This is a genomic window from Oceanimonas sp. CAM02 (assembly GCF_032842915.1).
Taxonomy (GTDB): Bacteria; Pseudomonadota; Gammaproteobacteria; order Enterobacterales; family Aeromonadaceae; genus Oceanimonas; species Oceanimonas smirnovii.
Window position 1 is genome coordinate 1 of the sequence record NZ_JAWJBK010000011.1, and the last position, 18,855, is coordinate 18,855.

An 18,855-nucleotide genomic window follows, 5' to 3' on the forward strand; every position below is an offset into this window, starting at 1 on the left:
CTGAGCTTGTGTCTCGGTGGTAGACAGCGAGGCCTCGACGGCCTCACGTTTGAATGTGTCGCTAAAGCGACGGCGGGGTTTGTATTTCATAACACCTTCTCATTAAATGAAGGTGTCTACTTTTCTCGGGCCAGTCCAGCAGAATAACTTACCGCTGACAGCTTATGGCTTACAGCTCAAAAGCGCCCCGCTTTTGCAGGGCGCTTTGATTAGTGGCTGATACTGTCGAGCTTGTCGAAATAGTCCGGGAAGGTCTTTGAAGTACAGCCCGGGTCAAGAATGATCACCGGCGTGTCACTCAGCGCCACCAGCGAGAAACACATGGCAATGCGGTGATCATTATAAGTGGCGATCTCCGCTTCCTGCAGACGTTCTGCCGGATTGACCACCAGGTAATCTTCACCTTCTTCCACCTCTACCCCCAGCTTTTTCAGCTCGGTGGCCATGGCATACAGCCTATCGGTTTCCTTTACCCGCCAGTTGTAAATATTACGAATACGGGTGGTCCCTTCGGCAAACAGCGCGGCGGTGGCAATGGTCATGGCCGCATCGGGAATATGGTTCATGTCCATGTCTACCGCCTGCAGCGCACCGGCATGCTCGGCCTCGATAAAGTCATCACCCCAGGTGATTTTCGCGCCCATGGCTTCCAGCACATCGGCAAAGCGAATATCACCCTGAATGCTGTCGCGGCCGATACCGGTTACCCGCACTTTGCCCTTGATGGCACCGGCGGCCAGGAAGTAAGACGCAGAAGACGCATCCCCTTCCACCAGAAAGTCTCCCGGCGACACATAGGTCTGGTTACCGGTGATGTAAAAGGTCTGGTAGTTATCGTGCTCTATCACCACCCCGAATTGTTTCATGATGTGAAGGGTAATATCGATATAGGGCTTGGAAACCAGCTCACCTTTAATATGAATGCGGGTATCACCGGAGGCCATGGGAGCCGCCATTAAGAAGGCAGTCAGAAACTGGCTGGAGACGGAGCCGTCAATGTGCACATCCCCCCCCCACAGGCCCTTGCCGTTAATGAATACCGGCGGATAACCATCGGTTTTGAGGTAGCTGATATCAGCACCGGCTTCCCGCAATGCATCCACCAGATGACCAATGGGACGCTCCCACATGCGCGGCTCCCCGGTGAGGGTAAATTCACCTGAACCAAGGCACAAGGCGGCACAGAGTGGTCGCATGGCGGTGCCGGCATTGCCCAGAAACAGCGACAAGGGCTCATTGGCACTGAAGGCCCGGCCCAGACCGTGTACCACACATTCGGTCTTGTCGTCCGACAGCTCATACTGCACACCCAGTTGTTTAAGGGCATCCAGCATGTGACGAATGTCGTCACTGTCGAGCAGGTTGGTCAGGCGGGTAGTACCTTGCGCCAGCGCGGCCAGCAACAGGGCCCGGTTGGATACCGACTTGGAGCCGGGCAGGTTAACCGTGCCCTCCACCCGGGCAATGGGGAATAGTTTAAGGCGTTCCATAATCTTCCTGAAGATGGGATAAAACATTAGACGCTGTCCTGACGTTATCAGGACAGCGTCATCAGGGCAAGCAGCGTGCCTGTCAGCCCAGTACCTTGCTGAGCGCTGCTATACAGCGCCGGTTTTCGGCTTCAAGACCAATGCTGATACGCAGACAGGTGGGCAAGCCGTAGCCGGCAATGGGTCGCACTATCACGCCTTCCCGCAGCAGGGCTTCATACACGGGGCCGGCATTGCGTTCCAGATCCAGGGTAATAAAGTTGCCTTTTGAGGGAATATACTTAAGACCACGTTCGTTAAAGAAAGCTTCATACATGGCCATGCCCTGATTATTAAGAGCAACTGCTTCGGCCAGATAAGCCTCATCAGCCAGGGCTGCTTCCGCCGCCGCCAGCGCCAGACTGTTGCAGTTAAAGGGCTCACGCACCCGGTTCAGTACCGACACCAGCTCGGGATGACACACCATGTAACCGACCCGCAGCCCCGCCAGACCATAGGCCTTGGAGAAGGTACGGGACACAATCAGGTTCGGATATGCACTCAGCCAGTCAATGGACGGCAGCCGCTCTTCCTCGGCCACATATTCGGTATAGGCCTCATCCAGTACCACCAGTACCGTTTCCGGCACGCGGTCCATAAAGGCTTTCACCTCATCCTTGGAAAGAAAGGTGCCTGTGGGGTTGTTGGGATTGGTAATGCACACCAGCCGGGTGGCCGGGGTAATGGCCGCTGCCATGGCGTCGAGATCGTGACCGCAGTTCACCGCCGGCACTTCCACCGCTTTGGCACCATGAGCCTGAGTGGCCATGGCATACACAATAAAGGTGTACTGGGAATAAATCACTTCCTGCTCTCGCCCCACAAAGGTGTGGAACAGCAGATCAATCAGCTCGTTCGAGCCGTTGCCCAAAATAAGTTGATCGGTGTTTACCTTCAGCTTGTGGGCCAGCGCCGTTTTCAGGGCAAAGCCGTTGGCATCGGGGTAACGGGCCAGCTCCGGCAGCGCTTTCTGAATGGCAGCAATGGCCTTGGGGCCCGGACCCAGCGGGTTTTCGTTCGAGGCCAGCTTAACGCTATGACTGATGCCAAGCTCCCGCTCCAGCTCTTCTACCGGCTTGCCCGGCTGATAAGGATGCAGACCCGGCACCCCAGGGTTGGCCAGGGCCAGAAAATCAATACTCACGTTGGCTCCTTGTATGTGCTCTGATGACCTGTTTCTTGGTCAGAATTTTTTGCCGCTTGCTGAACCGTGCACTTCCGTCGGACAAAGCGCACTGCTTTTCCGGCACGCCGTGAATACCTCCCTGTAGGCTCCACTGCGCCATCCATGGCGCAGAGGCCGCGGCGAAGCAGACACCCTTTGCCCTCCTGGGTTCAGCACGGTGTTGTCTGCCGATTTTAAACAGCCAGCACCGAAGCTTCACGAAGCAACAGTGGGGATTGCCGGAGCCGACCATAAAATGCCATGGATGGCATTTTCAAGCGCCCCATGGAGGGGCTTGAAGCGTGTCGGCGGAGCGCAACCGCGCTGCTGCTTCGCATTACGAGTTCACAGCAATTCGTGACTTAAAGACAGCTTAAGACTTAACGCTTATTTCGCGTGCCGCTTGGCGAAGTCGTCCATAAAGTCGACCAGCGCCTGTACGCCCTCAATGGGCATGGCGTTGTATACGCTGGCACGCATGCCGCCCACAATGCGGTGACCCTTGAGCGCCAGCAGGCCGGCTTCCTTTGATTCCTTCAGGAAGGCCTCGTTCAGTGACTCATCCTTCAGCTGGAACGGAATGTTCATCCAGGAACGGGCACTGGGGTGAACCCGGTTCTCATAAAAGTCGCTGGCATCCACATAGCCGTACAGCAGTTCGGCCTTGGCCTGATTCTGCTTGCCAATGGCTTCCACACCACCTTTTTCCTTCAGCCACTGGAATACCAGACCAGCCAGGTACCAGGCATAGGTAGGCGGCGTGTTAAGCATGGAATCGGCCTTGGCCATGGCGGCGTAGTCCATAATGGCCGGCACATTCGGGCATGCCTGGCTGAGCAAGTCATCACGTACGATCACCACCGCCAGGCCGGACGGGCCTATGTTCTTCTGAGCGCCGGCATAGATGATGCCGAACTTGCTCACGTCCACCGGACGGGAAAGAATGGTGGACGACATGTCCGCTACCAGGGGCACGTCACCGGTGTCGGGAATAAAGTCATACTCTATGCCTTCCACGGTTTCGTTCGGGCAGTAGTGCACATAGGCAGCGGTGGGATCCAGATCCCAGCTTTTGGCCAGTTTGCGCGGGCCTTCACCGGCCTCAAAGCCGTCCAGCACCCGTACGGTTCCCACTTTTTCTGCCTCGGCCACTGCCGAGCGGGACCACTGACCGGTCACGATATAGTCGGCTTTGGCGTTTTTTCCCATCAGGTTCAGCGCTACAGCGGCAAACTGGCCGCGGCCACCGCCCTGCAGAAACAGTACCTTGTAATTGTCGGGGATGCGCATCAGCTCACGCAGATCCCGTTCGGCCTGCTCCGCTACTGCAATATAGTCGGCACCCCGGTGGCTTAGCTCCATCACCGACACACCCAGGCCGTTAAAGTCGCGAAACTCGGCCTGTGCCTTTTGCATCACCTCAACCGGCAGCATGGCCGGACCTGCGCTGAAGTTGTAAACCATCTTTCCCATTTTCCCTGAATTAACCTGCTAATGTTGAGCGTCTGAATCTTGACGCCTATTCGTTTTACACGCCACCACAGCGCCAAGTCAAAACCAAATATGACTCTGCGCACAAAAAAGAGGCCCGCAGGCCTCATTCTGATTACTCTTCACTGGCCGGCTCAGCATCACTGGCGTCACCGGATTCCTGACCTTCTTCCCCTTCTATGGGCTCGTCGTCTTCCGGCTCTTCAATGCGCTGCAGACCTACTACCTGCTCGTCTTCTCCGGTACGGATCAAACGCACGCCGGCGGTGTTACGTCCTACCAGGCTGACTTCCGACACCCGGGTGCGCACCAGAATGCCACCATTGGTGATCAGCATAATTTCATTACTGTCATCCACCTGAATGGCCCCCACCACGGCACCGTTGCGGTCGCTCACCTTGATGGACACCACACCCAGTGTAGCCCGGCTCTTGGTCGGATATTCCTCAAGGGAAGTGCGCTTGCCGTAGCCGTTGGCGGTGGCGGTCAGAATGGCACCCTCGCCGCGGGGCACTATCAGTGATACCACACTGTCCTGCTCGCCCAGACGAATACCGCGCACCCCGGTGGCGGTGCGGCCCATGGAGCGCACCTGATCTTCATGGAAGCGCACCACCTTGCCCGCATCAGAGAACAGCATGATTTCGTTGTCACCATCGGTAATGTCCACGCCAATCAGCTCGTCCCCTTCGGTCAGATTGATGGCGCGAATGCCCGAGGCCAGCGGCCGGCTGAAGGCAGTCAGCTCGGTTTTCTTCACAGTGCCGTGGCGGGTGGCAAAGAATACCGCCTTGTCATCGGCATATTCCTTCACCGGCAAAATGGCGGTAATACGCTCATGCTCACCCAGCGGCAGCAGATTGACGATGGGCCGTCCGCGGGCGGTGCGGCTGGCTTCCGGCAGCTGATAGACCTTGAGCCAGTACACCTTGCCAGCAGTAGAGAAGCACAGAATGGTGTCGTGGGTGTTGGCCACCAGCAGCCGCTCGACGAAGTCTTCTTCCTTCATGCGGGTGGCCGACTTGCCACGGCCACCGCGACGCTGGGCCTCGTAGTCGGTCAGCGGCTGATACTTGACGTAGCCCTGATGCGACAGGGTCACCACCACATCTTCCTGGGTGATCAGGTCTTCCAGGTTGATCTCGGCGCTGGAAGTGGTGATCTCGGTGCGGCGCTGATCGCCAAACTGCTCCTTGATCGCTTCCAGCTCTTCGCGGATCACTTCCATCAGGCGGGACGGGCTGTTGAGAATGTGCAGCAGCTCGGCAATCTGCTCCAGCAGCGCCTGGTATTCTTCCAGGATCTTCTCATGCTCAAGACCGGTCAGACGGTGCAGACGCAGCTCCAGAATGGCCTGAGCCTGCTGCTCGGTCAGGTAGTACTGGCCATCGCGAATACCGAATTCCGGCTCCAGCCATTCAGGGCGGGCGGCGTCGTCACCGGCACGTTCCAGCATGCTGGCCACATTACCCAGCTCCCAGCCCTGAGCCAGCAGGCCGGCTTTGGCTTCCGCCGGAGTCGGTGAGCGACGGATCAGCTCAATCACAGGATCAATATTAGCCAGCGCAATGGCCAGACCTTCCAGGATATGGGCCCGGTCCCGCGCCTTGCGCAATTCAAACACGGTGCGGCGGGTAACCACTTCGCGCCGGTGCTGAATAAAGCATTCCAGCATGTCTTTCAGATTGAAGGTGCGCGGCTGGTTGTTGTCCAGCGCCACCATGTTGATGCCGAACACAGTCTGCATCTGGGTCTGGGCGTACAGGTTGTTGAGGATCACCTCGCCCACTTCGCCCCGGCGTACTTCAATTACAATACGCATGCCGTCTTTATCGGACTCATCACGCAGGGCGGAGATGCCCTCAATGCGCTTTTCCTTGACCAGCTCGGCGATTTTTTCAATCAGGCGCGCCTTGTTTACCTGGTAAGGCAGCTCGGAGACGATAATGGTCTCACGATTGGTTTTTTCGTCTACTTCTATATCAGCCAGGGCGCGCACGTAGATCTTGCCACGGCCGGTGCGGTAGGCATCGAGAATGCCCGATTTGCCGTTAATGATGCCGCCGGTAGGAAAGTCAGGACCGGGGATCAGCTCAATCAGCTGATCAATGCTGATGTGCTCATCGTCAATCAGTGCCAGGCAGCCATCCACCACTTCATTGAGGTTATGGGGCGGAATATTGGTGGCCATGCCCACAGCAATACCGGAAGAGCCGTTCACCAGCAGGTTAGGCACCTTGGTGGGCATCACCGCCGGAATCATTTCGGTACCGTCGTAGTTGGCTACCCAGTCAACGGTCTCTTTATCGAGATCCGCCAGCAGCTCATGAGCAATTTTATCCATGCGTACTTCGGTATAACGCATGGCGGCAGCAGAGTCGCCGTCTACCGAGCCGAAGTTACCCTGGCCGTCGACCAGGGTATAACGCATGGAAAAATCCTGAGCCATGCGCACTATGGTGTCATAAACCGCGCTGTCGCCGTGGGGGTGATATTTACCTATTACGTCACCCACTACACGGGCCGACTTTTTATAGGGTTTGTTCCAGTCGTTGCCGAGCTCGTTCATAGCGAACAGCACGCGGCGATGCACCGGCTTCAGGCCGTCTCTAACATCAGGAAGCGCACGCCCCACGATCACGCTCATGGCGTAATCGAGGTAGGAGCGTTTCAGCTCTTCCTCAATGTTGATCGGCATGATTTCTCGGGCCAAATCGGTCATAGCAAGCCTTGTCCCCAGGTTATTGATTATATGACTTTAAAAAGCGTGCCATTCTAGCACAGTTCCGGCACGACGGGAGCACGTCATCGTGACGCCGGCTTTTTCACGGCTGGCGGCTGCCCGCTGCTTGGTTATAATGGCGGCCTTAATACCTTCGGCATGTAAGGCAGCTAGCTCATGAATGTAGATCAACAGGAAATCGAAAAATTTGAGGCCATGGCGTCCCGCTGGTGGGATCTGGACGGCGACTTCAAGCCCCTGCATCAAATCAATCCCCTGCGCCTGGGCTGGATTGCAGACAAGGCAGATGGCCTGTTTGGCAAACAGGTGATCGACATTGGCTGTGGTGGCGGCATTCTCAGCGAAAGCATGGCGCAGGAAGGGGCCGAAGTGACCGGTGTTGATATGGGGCAGGAGCCGCTGGCGGTGGCCCGGCTGCACGCGCTGGAAAGCGGCGTCAGCGTTAACTATCGCCAGGCCACCGCCGAGCAGATGGCGGGCGAGCAACCCGGCCAGTTTGATGTGGTTACCTGTATGGAAATGCTGGAACACGTGCCCGAACCCGCTTCAGTGGTGGCCGCCTGCGCGCAACTGGCCAAACCCGGTGCCAACCTGGTGTTTTCCACCATCAACCGCAACCCCAAGGCCTGGCTGCTGATGATAGCGGCGGCAGAAAACCTGTTCAAAATGGTACCCAAGGGCACCCATGATCACCGCAAGTTTATTCGCCCCGCCGAGCTGTGCCGCTTTATTGAGGCCGCCGGCCTGGTAGTCAAGGACATTCAGGGGGTGGTGTACCGGCCGCTGCAGGGCGATTTCAAACTCAGCCCCGACGCCGGCGTAAACTATATGGTTCACGCCATCAAACCGGTGTAACGAGACGCTGCCGCTCTCAATGCCTTGCTTTTTGTTCGGTCGCATCGGGCGCTGTCAGGCATTGACTCCTGAGTTAAAATCGGCCTTCGTAGCCTGCTGCTGAAAGATCCTGCGGATCCCAACACGGGCTGTTTTTGCAAGCCAAATATTTAAAAAAAGTTTTTTTGCAGGCCATAAAAAGACCACTGTTTTGCTAACGCCAGAATGCCAACGGCACAGAAGTTAGTGAACACACACATAAGACTTGTGCCCACAGATTATCCACAAGGCAGTGGTCTTTTGCATGGGTTGAGAATACCGCCTCAACCCACTATATTGTGCCCATTCCAACGACGACAACTATATGTTGTGTTTTTCTGGTCAGGTAACCACACTATATAGTGTGGCCTGCCGGCACGAAAAATTGCGCCACAACATCACCGGGAGAAGGTTCACCTTATGAACAAACATTTGCTGGTTACCAAACGCGACGGCAACAAGGAGCCTATTGATCTGGACAAGATCCATAGAGTGATCACCTGGGCTGCCGAAGGCCTCGATAATGTTTCTGTTTCTCAGGTGGAGCTGCGCTCTCATATTCAGTTTTACGATGGTATTCGCACCGAAGACATTCATGAAACCATCATCAAAGCGGCAGCCGATCTGATCTCCGAGCAGACTCCCGATTACCAGTATCTGGCCGCCCGCCTGGCCATGTTTCATCTGCGCAAGAAGGCTTATGGCCGTTTTGAGCCGCCCCACTTTTACGATCATGTGGTGCGCCTGACCGAAATGGGCAAATACGACCAGCATATTCTGGCAGACTACAGCCGGGCCGAGCTGGAAACCCTGAACGATCGCCTGCATCACGATCGGGACATGAACTTCTCCTATGCCGCCATCAAGCAGCTGGAAGGCAAATACCTGGTACAGAACCGGGTAACCGGCGATATCTATGAAAGCCCCCAGTTCCTGTACATGCTGGTGGCCGCCTGCCTGTTCTCCAAATACCCGAAAGAGACCCGGCTGGACTATGTGACCCGCTTCTATGATGCCGTGTCCACCTTCAAGATTTCTCTGCCCACGCCCATTATGTCCGGGGTGCGCACCCCTACCCGCCAGTTCAGCTCCTGCGTGCTGATCGAGTGCGGTGACAGCCTCGACTCCATCAACGCCACTTCCGGTGCCATAGTGCGTTATGTGTCCCAGCGTGCCGGCATCGGCATCAACGCCGGTCGTATTCGCGCCCTGGGCAGCCCCATTCGTGGTGGTGAGGCTTTTCATACCGGCTGCATTCCCTTCTACAAGCACTTTCAGACTGCGGTTAAATGCTGCTCTCAGGGCGGTGTGCGCGGTGGTGCCGCGACTTTGTTCTACCCCATGTGGCACCTGGAAGTGGAATCGCTGCTGGTACTGAAAAACAACCGCGGCGTGGAAGAAAACCGCGTACGGCACATGGACTATGGCGTGCAGATTAACCGCCTGATGTATCAGCGCCTGATCAAGGGCGGTGATATCACCCTGTTCAGCCCGTCTGACGTGCCCGGCCTGTATGATGCCTTCTTTGAAGATCAGGCAAAATTTGAACAGCTCTATGTTAAATATGAAGCCGACGACAGCATTCGCAAGCGCACCGTCAAGGCGGTGGAGCTGTTCTCGCTGATGATGCAGGAGCGGGCCGGCACCGGTCGCATCTACGTGCAGAACGTGGATCACTGCAACACCCACAGCCCCTTCGACGCCAAGGTCGCCCCGGTGCGCCAGAGCAACCTGTGCCTGGAAATCGCCCTGCCCACCAAGCCGCTCACCGACATCAACGACGAAGAGGGTGAAATTGCCCTCTGTACCCTGTCAGCCTTTAACCTGGGTGCCATCGACAAGCTGGACGATCTGGAAGGCCTGGCCGATCTGGCCGTGCGTGCCCTTGACGCCCTGCTCGATTATCAGGACTACCCTCTGCTGGCAGCACAGAAAGGCTCCATGAACCGCCGTACTCTGGGCATTGGCGTGATCAACTATGCCTATTACCTGGCAAAAAACGGCGTAAAATACTCAGACGGCAGTGCCATCGGCCTTACTCACAAAACCTTTGAAGCCATTCAGTACTATCTGCTGAAAGCGTCGGTACAGCTGGCCAAAGAGTTTGGCCCCTGCCCGGCCTTTAATGAAACCACCTATGCTCAGGGCATTTTACCCATCGATACCTATAAGAAGGATCTCGATGTCATCTGCCAGGAGCCGCTGCATCTGGACTGGGAGGCGCTGCGGGAAGAGATCAAAACCACAGGCCTGCGCAACAGTACCCTGACAGCCCTGATGCCGTCCGAGACCTCCAGCCAGATCTCCAATGCCACCAACGGCATAGAGCCGCCCCGTGGTCTGGTGTCGGTCAAGGCGTCCAAAGACGGTATTCTCAAGCAGGTGGTGCCGGAATATGAGCGCCTCAAGGGTCAGTATGAGCTGCTGTGGCAGATGCCCGCCAACGACGGCTACCTGCAACTGGTGGGCGTGATGCAAAAGTTTGTGGATCAGGCCATTTCTGCCAATACCAACTATGATCCGTCGCGCTTTGAGGGCGGCCGTGTGCCCATGAAGCAACTGCTTAAAGATCTGCTCACGGCTTATAAATTTGGCCTCAAGACCCTGTATTACCATAACACCCGTGATGGTGCCGCTGACGCCCAGAACGATATGCAGGAAGATGATTGTGCCGGTGGTGCCTGCAAGATTTAAGGCGTCATCACTGTCAACTTATCAAGGCGGGAATCATTCCCGCCTCTTGTGCGCAGCCTGTGCGCCTTGGATTGCGGAACGAGAAAAATGTCTTACACCACTTTCAGTCAAATTCAGAATGATCATATGAAAGAGCCCATGTTCTTCGGTAACCCGGTGAACGTGGCCCGTTATGATCAACAAAAATATGAAATTTTTGAAAAGCTGATCGAAAAACAGCTGTCTTTTTTCTGGCGTCCGGAAGAAGTGGATGTATCTCAGGACAGAATCGACTACCAGGCACTGCCGGATCATGAGAAACATATTTTTATCAGCAACCTGAAATATCAGACACTGCTTGACTCCATTCAGGGCCGCAGCCCTAACGTGGCCATGTTGCCACTGGTATCTATTCCTGAGCTTGAGACCTGGATTGAAACCTGGGCTTTCTCCGAAACCATTCACTCCCGCTCTTACACCCATATTATTCGTAATATCGTTAACAACCCGGCCACCGTGTTCGACGATATCGTGGCCAACGAGCACATTCAAAAGCGCGCCAAGGACATTGCCCGCTATTACGACGAGCTGATTGAGTACACCAACTTTTACCATCTTTATGGTGAAGGCGAGCACGAGATTAAAGGCCAGAAAGTACAGGTTAACTTGTATGAGCTGAAGAAAAAGCTCTATCTGTGTCTGATGTGCGTCAATGCCCTGGAAGCCATTCGCTTTTACGTCAGCTTTGCCTGTTCGTTTGCCTTTGCCGAGCGTGAGCTGATGGAAGGCAACGCCAAAATCATCAAGCTGATTGCACGGGACGAAGCGCTGCACCTGACCGGCACTCAGCATATGCTCAATATTCTGCGCAGCGGCGATGACGATCCTGACATGGCGCAGGTAGCCAAAGACTGCGAGCAGGAGTGTTTTGATCTGTTCAAGGCTGCCGCCATTCAGGAAAAGGAATGGGCCGCCTATTTGTTTAAAGATGGCTCCATGATAGGCCTGAACAAAGACATTCTGTGCCAGTATGTGGAATACATCACCAACCTGCGCATGCAGGCGGTAGGACTGGAGCCGGCCTTTGAGGGTGCCAAGCAAAACCCTATTCCCTGGATTAATGCCTGGTTGTCGTCTGATAACGTACAGGTGGCTCCTCAGGAGGTAGAAGTCAGCTCCTATCTGGTGGGTCAGATTGACTCACACGTCAGCCATGACGATCTGGGTGATTTTGAGCTGTGAGCAAGGTACACACTCAAGACATCTGTTTTGAACTGCAAGCAGGGGAAACCCTGCTTGACGGCCTTGAGCGCACCGGTCACGCCATTGAATATCAGTGTCGGGGTGGTTATTGCGGCTCCTGCCGTACTTCTCTGATCACAGGCCGGGTGCGCTATCAGCAAACACCGCTGGCTTTTGTGGCCAGTGGTGAAATACTGCCCTGCTGCTGCCGGCCTGAAGGCGAAATTCAGCTGGATGTTGCCTTGGCCTGTGTTAAAAAACAGGCCTGACTCAGTTCTGCTGCGAACGCTCTTGCGGCGCAAATGGATGCCAGCTCAGCCGGCCGTTCTGTTCAAAGGACTTTTCCCGTTCACACACAAACCAGTGCCCGCCCATTTCAATCACAGCGCCCTTTGAATAGCGCTTGTCTTCAAAATAACACACCGGCTCGGTGCCCGTGGCCAGATTCAGCTCCACCGGTACGCTGGTGGTTGAAATAGTATTGGCCAGCGCCATTACCGGCAGCAGCGCACTCAGTATCATCCATTTCATGATGTTTTCCCCGTTACTGTATCACGGCTTTTATTCTAACATTGCTTTCCGGGCCAACGCTTGCTTTTCCGGTTTGCCTTGGCTAGGGTACTGAATATTATATTTTTTCACTTTGGGTTGGTTTGTTTTGTTGGTACTGCCGGTGGCAGCTGATAAAGGAGACATTGCCTTGAAGTAATTTTTTCGCCGTGACCATGTTGTAACTCTCGTCATCACGACATGTTTGCGCCGGCAAAAGGGAAAACGGCACCTTTTTGCAGGCGGGAATTAACGGAGCCAAATCATGAGCAAGGAAAAAGTAAAAAAGAAGGCCCAGAAAACCCTGAAAGAGAAACGTCAGGAAAAACGCGATAAGCGCAATAACGCAGAATAATATCAGTAAAGGGCACTTACAGTGCCCTTTTTACCTTTCAGTCAAAATACCACTCCCAACGCAGCGTCTTGATCAGCCCTTGCTGCCATTCCATGGTCACTGTCTCGGTTGTTTCCACTGAACCATATTGCCAGCGCCGGTGATCACGACTGGCCGGCTTGCCTAAATGCTGTGTCATGCCGTGACCATCGGAGCCGGGCTGCAAAAATTCAGGTAACGCGGGATGCGGTTTGCTTACCAGCAAATAAATGGGCATGCCATCAGGACGCGACGCTTTACTGGATAAATAAACCTGAGCTTCAAGCCCCGGGCAAGACACTGTTTCAATCTCGTCAATCAGTCCGGGAACATGCGGATTTTCCAGCTGCCGGTAAGTCAATACCGGCTGTGCACAGGGTAAGCTGAGCACTCTGCCGGCCACCTCATCCAACCGGCTTAACGCGCGCTCCTGAGAGCTGGCGCAACCGGTCAGCAACAGTACAAAAACTGTGCCGCAGCAGAATGCATGCATAAGTCTGTCTCCTCGAAAATAAAGGGGCTGATCTGAATATAAATGTCTTTTTAGCGGTCTGTGTGGCCATTATAGAAAGAGGGTGCATCCATGAGTAATGACAAAGGGCATAAAGTGCCCGGACACCGCCTGGCCCGAATCGGCCACCTGGCATCTCTGGCAACCCGGGTAGCCGGTGGCATGTTGGGTGAAGGGGCGAGGCAATGGTCCCGGGGTCAGCACCCCAGTGCCCGGGATCTGCTGCTTACGCCGGCCAATGCCCGCCGGGTAGGTGATCAGCTGGCCCGGCTGAGGGGAGCTGCCATGAAAGTGGGACAGCTGCTGTCGATGGATGCCGGCGATCTGCTGCCACCGGAGCTGGCCGATATTCTGGCCCGGCTGCGGGCTGAGGGCACTCCCATGCCTGCATCACAGCTGGCACAGGTACTTAAGCATGAGCTGGGAGAGGACTGGCAACGCCATTTCAGTCACTTTGAATTTCGCCCCATGGCTGCTGCATCCATTGGTCAGGTGCATCAGGCCTGGGCTGATGACGGCGAACATCTGGCGGTAAAAATTCAGTATCCGGGCATTGCCGGCAGCATTGACAGTGATGTGAGTAATGTCGCAACCTTGCTGCGCATCAGTGGTCTGGTGCCCAAGGGAGTAAATTATCAGCAACTGCTTGATGAAGCCAGACAGCAGCTGCATGCTGAAGCCGACTATGTTCTTGAAGCTCGTCAGCTTGAGCGCTTTAATCAGCTGCTGGCGGGTGATGAACGTTTCATTCTGCCCAGGGCTCGTACTGATATCAGCACTGAGCGGCTGCTGGCCATGAGCTTTGTGGATGGTAAACCAACTTTGCCAATTTTCAATATCAGGATGAACGCCTGGTACTGCTCGATTTCGGTGCAACCCGTGAATATGCCCCGTCATTTGGTGACGGCTACCGCCGTCTGTTCTGTGCTGCCCTTGACCATAATGAGCAGGCCATGACAGCCGCGCTTACCGATATCGGTTTTTTCAGTCAGCAGATTATTCCCGAACAGAAACAGGCGATCATTCACATGGTGCAGCTGGCCTGCGAACTCTTGCAGCAGAACGCGCCTTTTGATTTTGGCAACAGCACCCTGGCCCAGCGACTGCGTGATGCAGGCACAGCCATCAGCATGCAGCAAAACTACTGGCACAGCCCCCCTGCCGATGCATTGTTCTTGCATCGCAAGATTGGCGGCCTCTATTTACTGGCGGCCAGACTGGGAGCCAAAGTGAATGTAAGGCAACAATTACAATCCTGGCTATAAATGCATAACAAGATAATTGCCAAGTACTATATCCACAGATAGAGTGAGAAATTAAATGCTTTACCTGGTCTGAACATAAGTGACGGATATCTCTCCAAACCCAGTACTGATAGAAAGGCTGATGCATACCGGCCTGCTTACCTGCAGCCCGGACACTCCCCTGCGTGAGGCAGCAGAGCGAATGGCATCCCGTCGCTGCAGCTCCATTCTGGTACTGGAGCACAATGTTGCCGTGGGCATCTGGACCGAACGGGACAGCCTCAAGCTGGATTTAAGCACCTCTGCCAGTCTGGATGTGCCCATTCGCAAAGTCATGAGTCAGCCAGTGCGCAGCCTGCCCCAGACCACGCCGGTAAAAGAAGTTGAGCAGTGGTTCAGAAATCATCAGTGCCGGCACTTATTAATTACTGACGACAATGGCCTGCCGGCCGGCATGGTGTCACAAACCGATATAGCCCTGAAACAGGGTCTTGAGCCTTATCTTGGTTTACGCCGGGTAAACGATGCCATGAATACCACCCCGCTGGTATTGCCGGGCATCATGTCTTTGGCAGCTGCTGCCGGTGAGTTACTCAGACACCAGCAGGACGCCGCCGTCATCACCTGCTCGGCGGTGCAACTGGGTATTATTACCGAGCGTGATATGGTGAGGGTCATTGCTCGCCATGCCGGTAATACACCGGTGGGAGAGCTGGCCAGTAAACCGCTGTTTTCTGTTGCTCCGGGTGATACGCTGCTGCACGCACGGGACCTGATGATAGATAATCAGGTACGGCATCTGGCAGTATTGGAAAACAATAAAGTAGTGGGGCTGCTGGGTTTTCGGGAAATCATAAATGGGGTTGAATACCGCTACCTCAAAGAAATGCAGCAATTGTTGCAGGAGCGGGATCAGGCGCTTAATACCTCGCGGCTGAATTTGCAGCTGGCGGAACGAGTGATAGAAGCGTCGCTGGAAAGCATAGTGATTACCGACGCTGAAAACCGCATCGTGTTTGTCAACCCCTCCTTTACTCACACCACTGGCTACAGCGCCGAAGAAGTAATAGGCCGTACCCCGGCCATGCTGTCTTCCGGCCGGCACGATGCTGCTTTTTATCGTGACATGTGGAAAACCATTAATGAGCGCGGGTACTGGCGCGGTGAAATCTGGAACCGGCGCAAGAGCGGCCAGCTCTATCTTGAGCTGCTGACCATTACCGCCATTCACGATGATGACGGTCATACCACACATTTTGCCGCCCTGTTTACCGATATTACTCATATCAGGGAAAACGAAGACAAGATCCGGCGTCTGGCCTATTACGATCCGCTTACTGGTCTGCCCAACCGGCGTTTGCTGGAAGACAGGCTGGAGCTGGCTATTCGCCATGCAAACCGTAACAAGCAGCACCTGGCGCTTATCTTTCTTGATCTTGATCACTTCAAGCAGGTTAACGATACATTGGGCCATGCTGCCGGTGACGAGCTGCTGCTCGATGTTTCCCGGCGCATTCGCATCCGCCTGCGGGAAGACGATACTCTGGCGCGGCTGGGCGGGGACGAATTCATTGTGCTGCTGCCCGAGCTGAATGAGCCGGAAGAAGCCAGCCGTGTCGCTCAGCGCCTGATCGATACCATTGCCGAGCCTTTTAAAATAGGCCCCCATGAATTTCGTATCGGCTGTAGTCTGGGAGTCAGCCTGTATCCTGATGACGCCGGCTCTGCCGAGCAGCTGTTACATCAGGCCGATGCGGCTATGTATCAGGCCAAACAGGAAGGCCGTAACGATTATCGTCTGTTCAGTAAACATATGAATCACCAGCAGCACAAGCTGCTGGCCATGGAAACGGCACTGCGCTACGCCGTGGAAACCGGCGAAGGCTTGAGTGTGCATTATCAGCCACAGGTGCGCCGTGACGATCGCAGTCTGGCCGGAGCCGAGGCACTGGCCCGCTGGCATCATCCCGACTTTGGTCCGGTTTCTCCGGCAGAATTTGTTCCTCTGGCAGAGCGTGCCGGCCTGATGGTACCACTTGGCATGACGCTGCTGAACAATGTTGCCAGCCAGCAACGACGCTGGCTGGATCAAGGATTAATACCGGTGCCGGTATCGGTCAACCTGTCGGCACAGCAGTTCTGGCAGCATAACCTGCTGGTGCAGTTCCGGCTGCTGCTGGCGGAGCACCGGCTGCCGGCCGGGCTTATTGGCATAGAGCTGACCGAAAGCGTGCTGCTCGACAAGCAGCAACAGGCCATTCCTCTGCTTTATGGCCTGCGCGAGCTGGGATTCAGCATTGCCATCGACGACTTTGGCACCGGCTACTCCTCATTAAGTTATTTACAGGATCTGCCTGTGGATACGTTAAAAATTGATCGCAGCTTTATTCAGCGCCAGGAATCCCGCAGCAGTAATGCCATTCTGGCAGCGGTCACAGGCCTTGCCCGGGAGCTGGACTATAAAGTGGTGGCGGAAGGGGTGGAAACTGAAGCACAGATGAAGGCACTGACGCGTTACCCCGTGGATTTAATTCAAGGATATCTCACCGGCCGGCCCGTGACTGCTGATGAGTTTGCCGAGCGCTGGCTCAGCAAACAAACCTGCCGGAACTGAGATGATGGTTACAGGGCAACAGCACGGCCAATAAATTGAACCGGCCCGGTAGGCAGCCCCGTGGGCGAGCCACCCGGCTGCTCAAGGGTCAACTCAAACAACTGATTCGGTGCCAGCGGCGGCAGCTCATCCAGTGTGGTGTGCAGCGACTGCCCCGGCTCCACCAGTCCCAGAGATACCGGTGCCGGCCAGTCTGCTCCCTTGGTCCAGAATTGCAGCACCCTGTTTGCCAGTATGCTGGTGACTGCCAGCGGAAGCAGCTGAACCTCCCGCCTGTTGCTGGCTCGCACCAGCCAGCCCGGTGTCTGCTGCTCGGGGGCAATCAGTACCACCATGTAAGCCGGCTGTAGCGCAGGCTGAAACAGTAACAGCACCGCCACCAAAGCACAGGCCGCCATACTCACGCCCTGCCAGAGCAAAATATGCTGCCACCAGCGACGCTTTGGTACAGCCGGGCGTAATGATTCCAGCATATCAATACTGCGCCTGATCCTGGGCCAGAGCAGAGATGAGGGAGCCACCGGCTCAGCAAGTGCTGCCAGGGGATGCAGCCGCTCTTCCCATTACGCCACCACATGCTGCAGGCGTTCATCCGTCTGCAGCCGCTGCTCCAGTTGCTGCCGCTCTTCTGCAGACAAGGTGCCCAGCACATACTCACCGGCCAGGGCATACATTGCAGCATCATCAATTTTGCGCGGGAAACCCCGTCCTTTTAGGGCGGGGAGGGATAGCGCGGCGGCGTCAGCCGCCCCTGTTCCCGCCTCTCCTTTTAAACTGGCTATTTATACAGTGGTTTACTAAACTAAGCGCATGACGAAACGCGCTTATAAATATCGGTTTTACCCGACCCCCGAACAGACTGAGCTGCTGGCGCAGACCTTCGGCTGTGTGCGTTTTGTTTATAACGCGATACTGCGCTGGCGTACTGATGCCTTTGAACTGCGTCAGGAAAAAATCGGCTACGTTGGCGCTAATACCCGGCTGACCGAACTCAAAAAAGATCCTGAGCTGGCGTTTCTGTCTAAGGTGTCGTGTGTGCCCTTACAGCAATGCCTGCGCCACCAGCAAACCGCCTTCAAAAATTTCTTTGAAGGCCGTGCCAAATATCCGGTATTTAAGCACAAGCGGCACCGCCAGTCGGCGGAGTTCACCCGCTCGGCCTTCAAATACCGAGGTGGTAAGTTGTACCTGGCCAAGAGCAAAACTCCGCTGAATATTCGCTGGAGCCGTGAACTGCCCGGCGAGCCCAGTACCGTCACCGTTTCCAAGGACTCGGCAGGCCGCTATTTTGTAAGCTGCCTGTGTGAGTTCGAGCCCAGTAAACTGCCGGTGACACCCAACATGGCCGGCATTGACCTGGGCCTGACAGATCTGTTTATCACCGACCAGGGTGAACGGGTCGGCAATCCCCGCCATACCGCGAAATACGCCGCCAGGCTGGCCAAGGCACAGCGCCGGCTGAGCAAGAAAAAGCTCGGCTCGGCCAATCGCGCCAAGGCCCGACAGAAGGTGGCGAAACTTCACGCCAAGATTTCCGATTGCCGACAGGACAACTTGCACAAGCTGTCCCGCAGACTGATTAACGAGAACCAAGTAGTCTGCGTCGAATCCCTGAAAGTGAAAAACATGATCCGTAACCCTTCCCTGAGCAAAACCATTGCCGACGCCGGCTGGGGCGAGTTCGTGCGCCAGTTGGCGTACAAGGCGGAATGGGCCGGTCGCTCACTGGTCGCCATTGACCAGTGGTTCCCCAGCTCCAAGCGTTGTTCGGGTTGCGGGCACACGTTATCGTCGCTGCCGTTGTCGGTCAGAAAATGGGACTGCCCCGAATGTGGTGCATACCATGAC

The 18,855-nt window shown here is 55.5% G+C and carries 15 protein-coding genes; 8 read left to right on the forward strand and 7 right to left on the reverse strand.

Going from position 1 to position 18,855, the window contains the following annotated elements:
* Nucleotides 1-209 precede the first annotated feature (209 nt).
* The 4 genes from aroA to gyrA form a co-directional block, all read right to left on the reverse strand.
* A complete protein-coding gene (gene aroA, locus R0I78_RS02895) occupies nucleotides 210-1,490 on the reverse strand; it encodes a 3-phosphoshikimate 1-carboxyvinyltransferase (protein ID WP_317074247.1) in 1,281 nt (426 codons plus the stop codon).
* A gap of 82 nt (nucleotides 1,491-1,572) precedes the next feature.
* Nucleotides 1,573-2,673, reverse strand: a complete 1,101-nt coding sequence (hisC, locus tag R0I78_RS02900) for a histidinol-phosphate transaminase (protein ID WP_317074248.1) — start codon at nucleotides 2,671-2,673, stop codon at nucleotides 1,573-1,575.
* Between the two features lie 408 nt (nucleotides 2,674-3,081).
* Entirely contained in the window at nucleotides 3,082-4,167 is a 1,086-nt protein-coding gene (gene serC, locus R0I78_RS02905; RefSeq protein WP_317074250.1) for a 3-phosphoserine/phosphohydroxythreonine transaminase, read from the reverse strand.
* Between the two features lie 133 nt (nucleotides 4,168-4,300).
* Nucleotides 4,301-6,907, reverse strand: coding sequence for a DNA topoisomerase (ATP-hydrolyzing) subunit A (gene gyrA / locus R0I78_RS02910; protein WP_019933924.1), 2,607 nt, complete (start codon nucleotides 6,905-6,907; stop codon nucleotides 4,301-4,303).
* Between the two features lie 177 nt (nucleotides 6,908-7,084).
* Between gyrA and ubiG the strand changes: the two genes are divergently transcribed.
* The 4 genes from ubiG to yfaE all read left to right on the forward strand — a co-directional run bounded on the left by ubiG (nucleotide 7,085) and on the right by yfaE (nucleotide 11,985).
* Nucleotides 7,085-7,783 carry a bifunctional 2-polyprenyl-6-hydroxyphenol methylase/3-demethylubiquinol 3-O-methyltransferase UbiG gene (gene ubiG / locus R0I78_RS02915; protein WP_019933925.1) on the forward strand — a complete coding sequence of 233 codons (699 nt, stop codon included), beginning with the start codon at nucleotides 7,085-7,087 and terminating at the stop codon, nucleotides 7,781-7,783.
* Between the two features lie 438 nt (nucleotides 7,784-8,221).
* Nucleotides 8,222-10,495: a class 1a ribonucleoside-diphosphate reductase subunit alpha gene (gene nrdA, locus R0I78_RS02920; protein ID WP_317074251.1), complete on the forward strand. Its 2,274-nt coding sequence runs from the start codon at nucleotides 8,222-8,224 to the stop codon at nucleotides 10,493-10,495.
* A gap of 87 nt (nucleotides 10,496-10,582) precedes the next feature.
* Nucleotides 10,583-11,716 (forward strand): class Ia ribonucleoside-diphosphate reductase subunit beta, encoded by a 1,134-nt coding sequence (gene nrdB / locus R0I78_RS02925; protein ID WP_317074253.1) that lies wholly within the window; start codon nucleotides 10,583-10,585, stop codon nucleotides 11,714-11,716.
* Nucleotides 11,713-11,985 (forward strand): class I ribonucleotide reductase maintenance protein YfaE, encoded by a 273-nt coding sequence (gene yfaE / locus R0I78_RS02930; RefSeq protein WP_019933928.1) that lies wholly within the window; start codon nucleotides 11,713-11,715, stop codon nucleotides 11,983-11,985. The genes nrdB and yfaE overlap by 4 nt, the downstream gene beginning before the upstream one ends.
* Before the next feature lies 1 nt (nucleotide 11,986).
* On the opposite strand, the gene R0I78_RS02935 is transcribed toward yfaE, so the two are convergent.
* A complete protein-coding gene (locus R0I78_RS02935) occupies nucleotides 11,987-12,247 on the reverse strand; it encodes a DUF1496 domain-containing protein (protein ID WP_245541378.1) in 261 nt (86 codons plus the stop codon).
* A 410-nt stretch (nucleotides 12,248-12,657) separates the two neighbouring features.
* Nucleotides 12,658-13,131 carry a hypothetical protein gene (locus tag R0I78_RS02940; protein WP_317074254.1) on the reverse strand — a complete coding sequence of 158 codons (474 nt, stop codon included), beginning with the start codon at nucleotides 13,129-13,131 and terminating at the stop codon, nucleotides 12,658-12,660.
* A gap of 90 nt (nucleotides 13,132-13,221) precedes the next feature.
* On the opposite strand from R0I78_RS02940, the gene R0I78_RS02945 reads away from it, so the two are divergent.
* The 3 genes from R0I78_RS02945 (at nucleotide 13,222) to R0I78_RS02955 (ending at nucleotide 17,007) form a co-directional block, all read left to right on the forward strand.
* Nucleotides 13,222-14,106, forward strand: coding sequence for an AarF/ABC1/UbiB kinase family protein (locus tag R0I78_RS02945; protein WP_317074255.1), 885 nt, complete (start codon nucleotides 13,222-13,224; stop codon nucleotides 14,104-14,106).
* The gene (locus tag R0I78_RS02950; RefSeq protein ID WP_317074256.1) at nucleotides 14,103-14,414 is read left to right on the forward strand and encodes a hypothetical protein; all 312 of its coding nucleotides are present in this window, start codon (nucleotides 14,103-14,105) and stop codon (nucleotides 14,412-14,414) included. Before R0I78_RS02945 ends, R0I78_RS02950 begins: the two co-directional genes overlap by 4 nt.
* A gap of 121 nt (nucleotides 14,415-14,535) precedes the next feature.
* Complete coding sequence (locus R0I78_RS02955) at nucleotides 14,536-17,007, forward strand: EAL domain-containing protein (protein WP_317074258.1); 2,472 nt, start codon at nucleotides 14,536-14,538, stop codon at nucleotides 17,005-17,007.
* Nucleotides 17,008-17,015: 8 nt separating this feature from the next.
* On the opposite strand, the gene R0I78_RS02960 is transcribed toward R0I78_RS02955, so the two are convergent.
* Nucleotides 17,016-17,480, reverse strand: coding sequence for an anti-sigma factor domain-containing protein (locus R0I78_RS02960; protein WP_410506566.1), 465 nt, complete (start codon nucleotides 17,478-17,480; stop codon nucleotides 17,016-17,018).
* 337 nt (nucleotides 17,481-17,817) lie between these two features.
* Between R0I78_RS02960 and R0I78_RS02965 the strand changes: the two genes are divergently transcribed.
* On the forward strand, nucleotides 17,818-18,855 hold a 1,038-nt coding region (locus R0I78_RS02965), incomplete at its 3' end, for a transposase (RefSeq protein WP_317074260.1).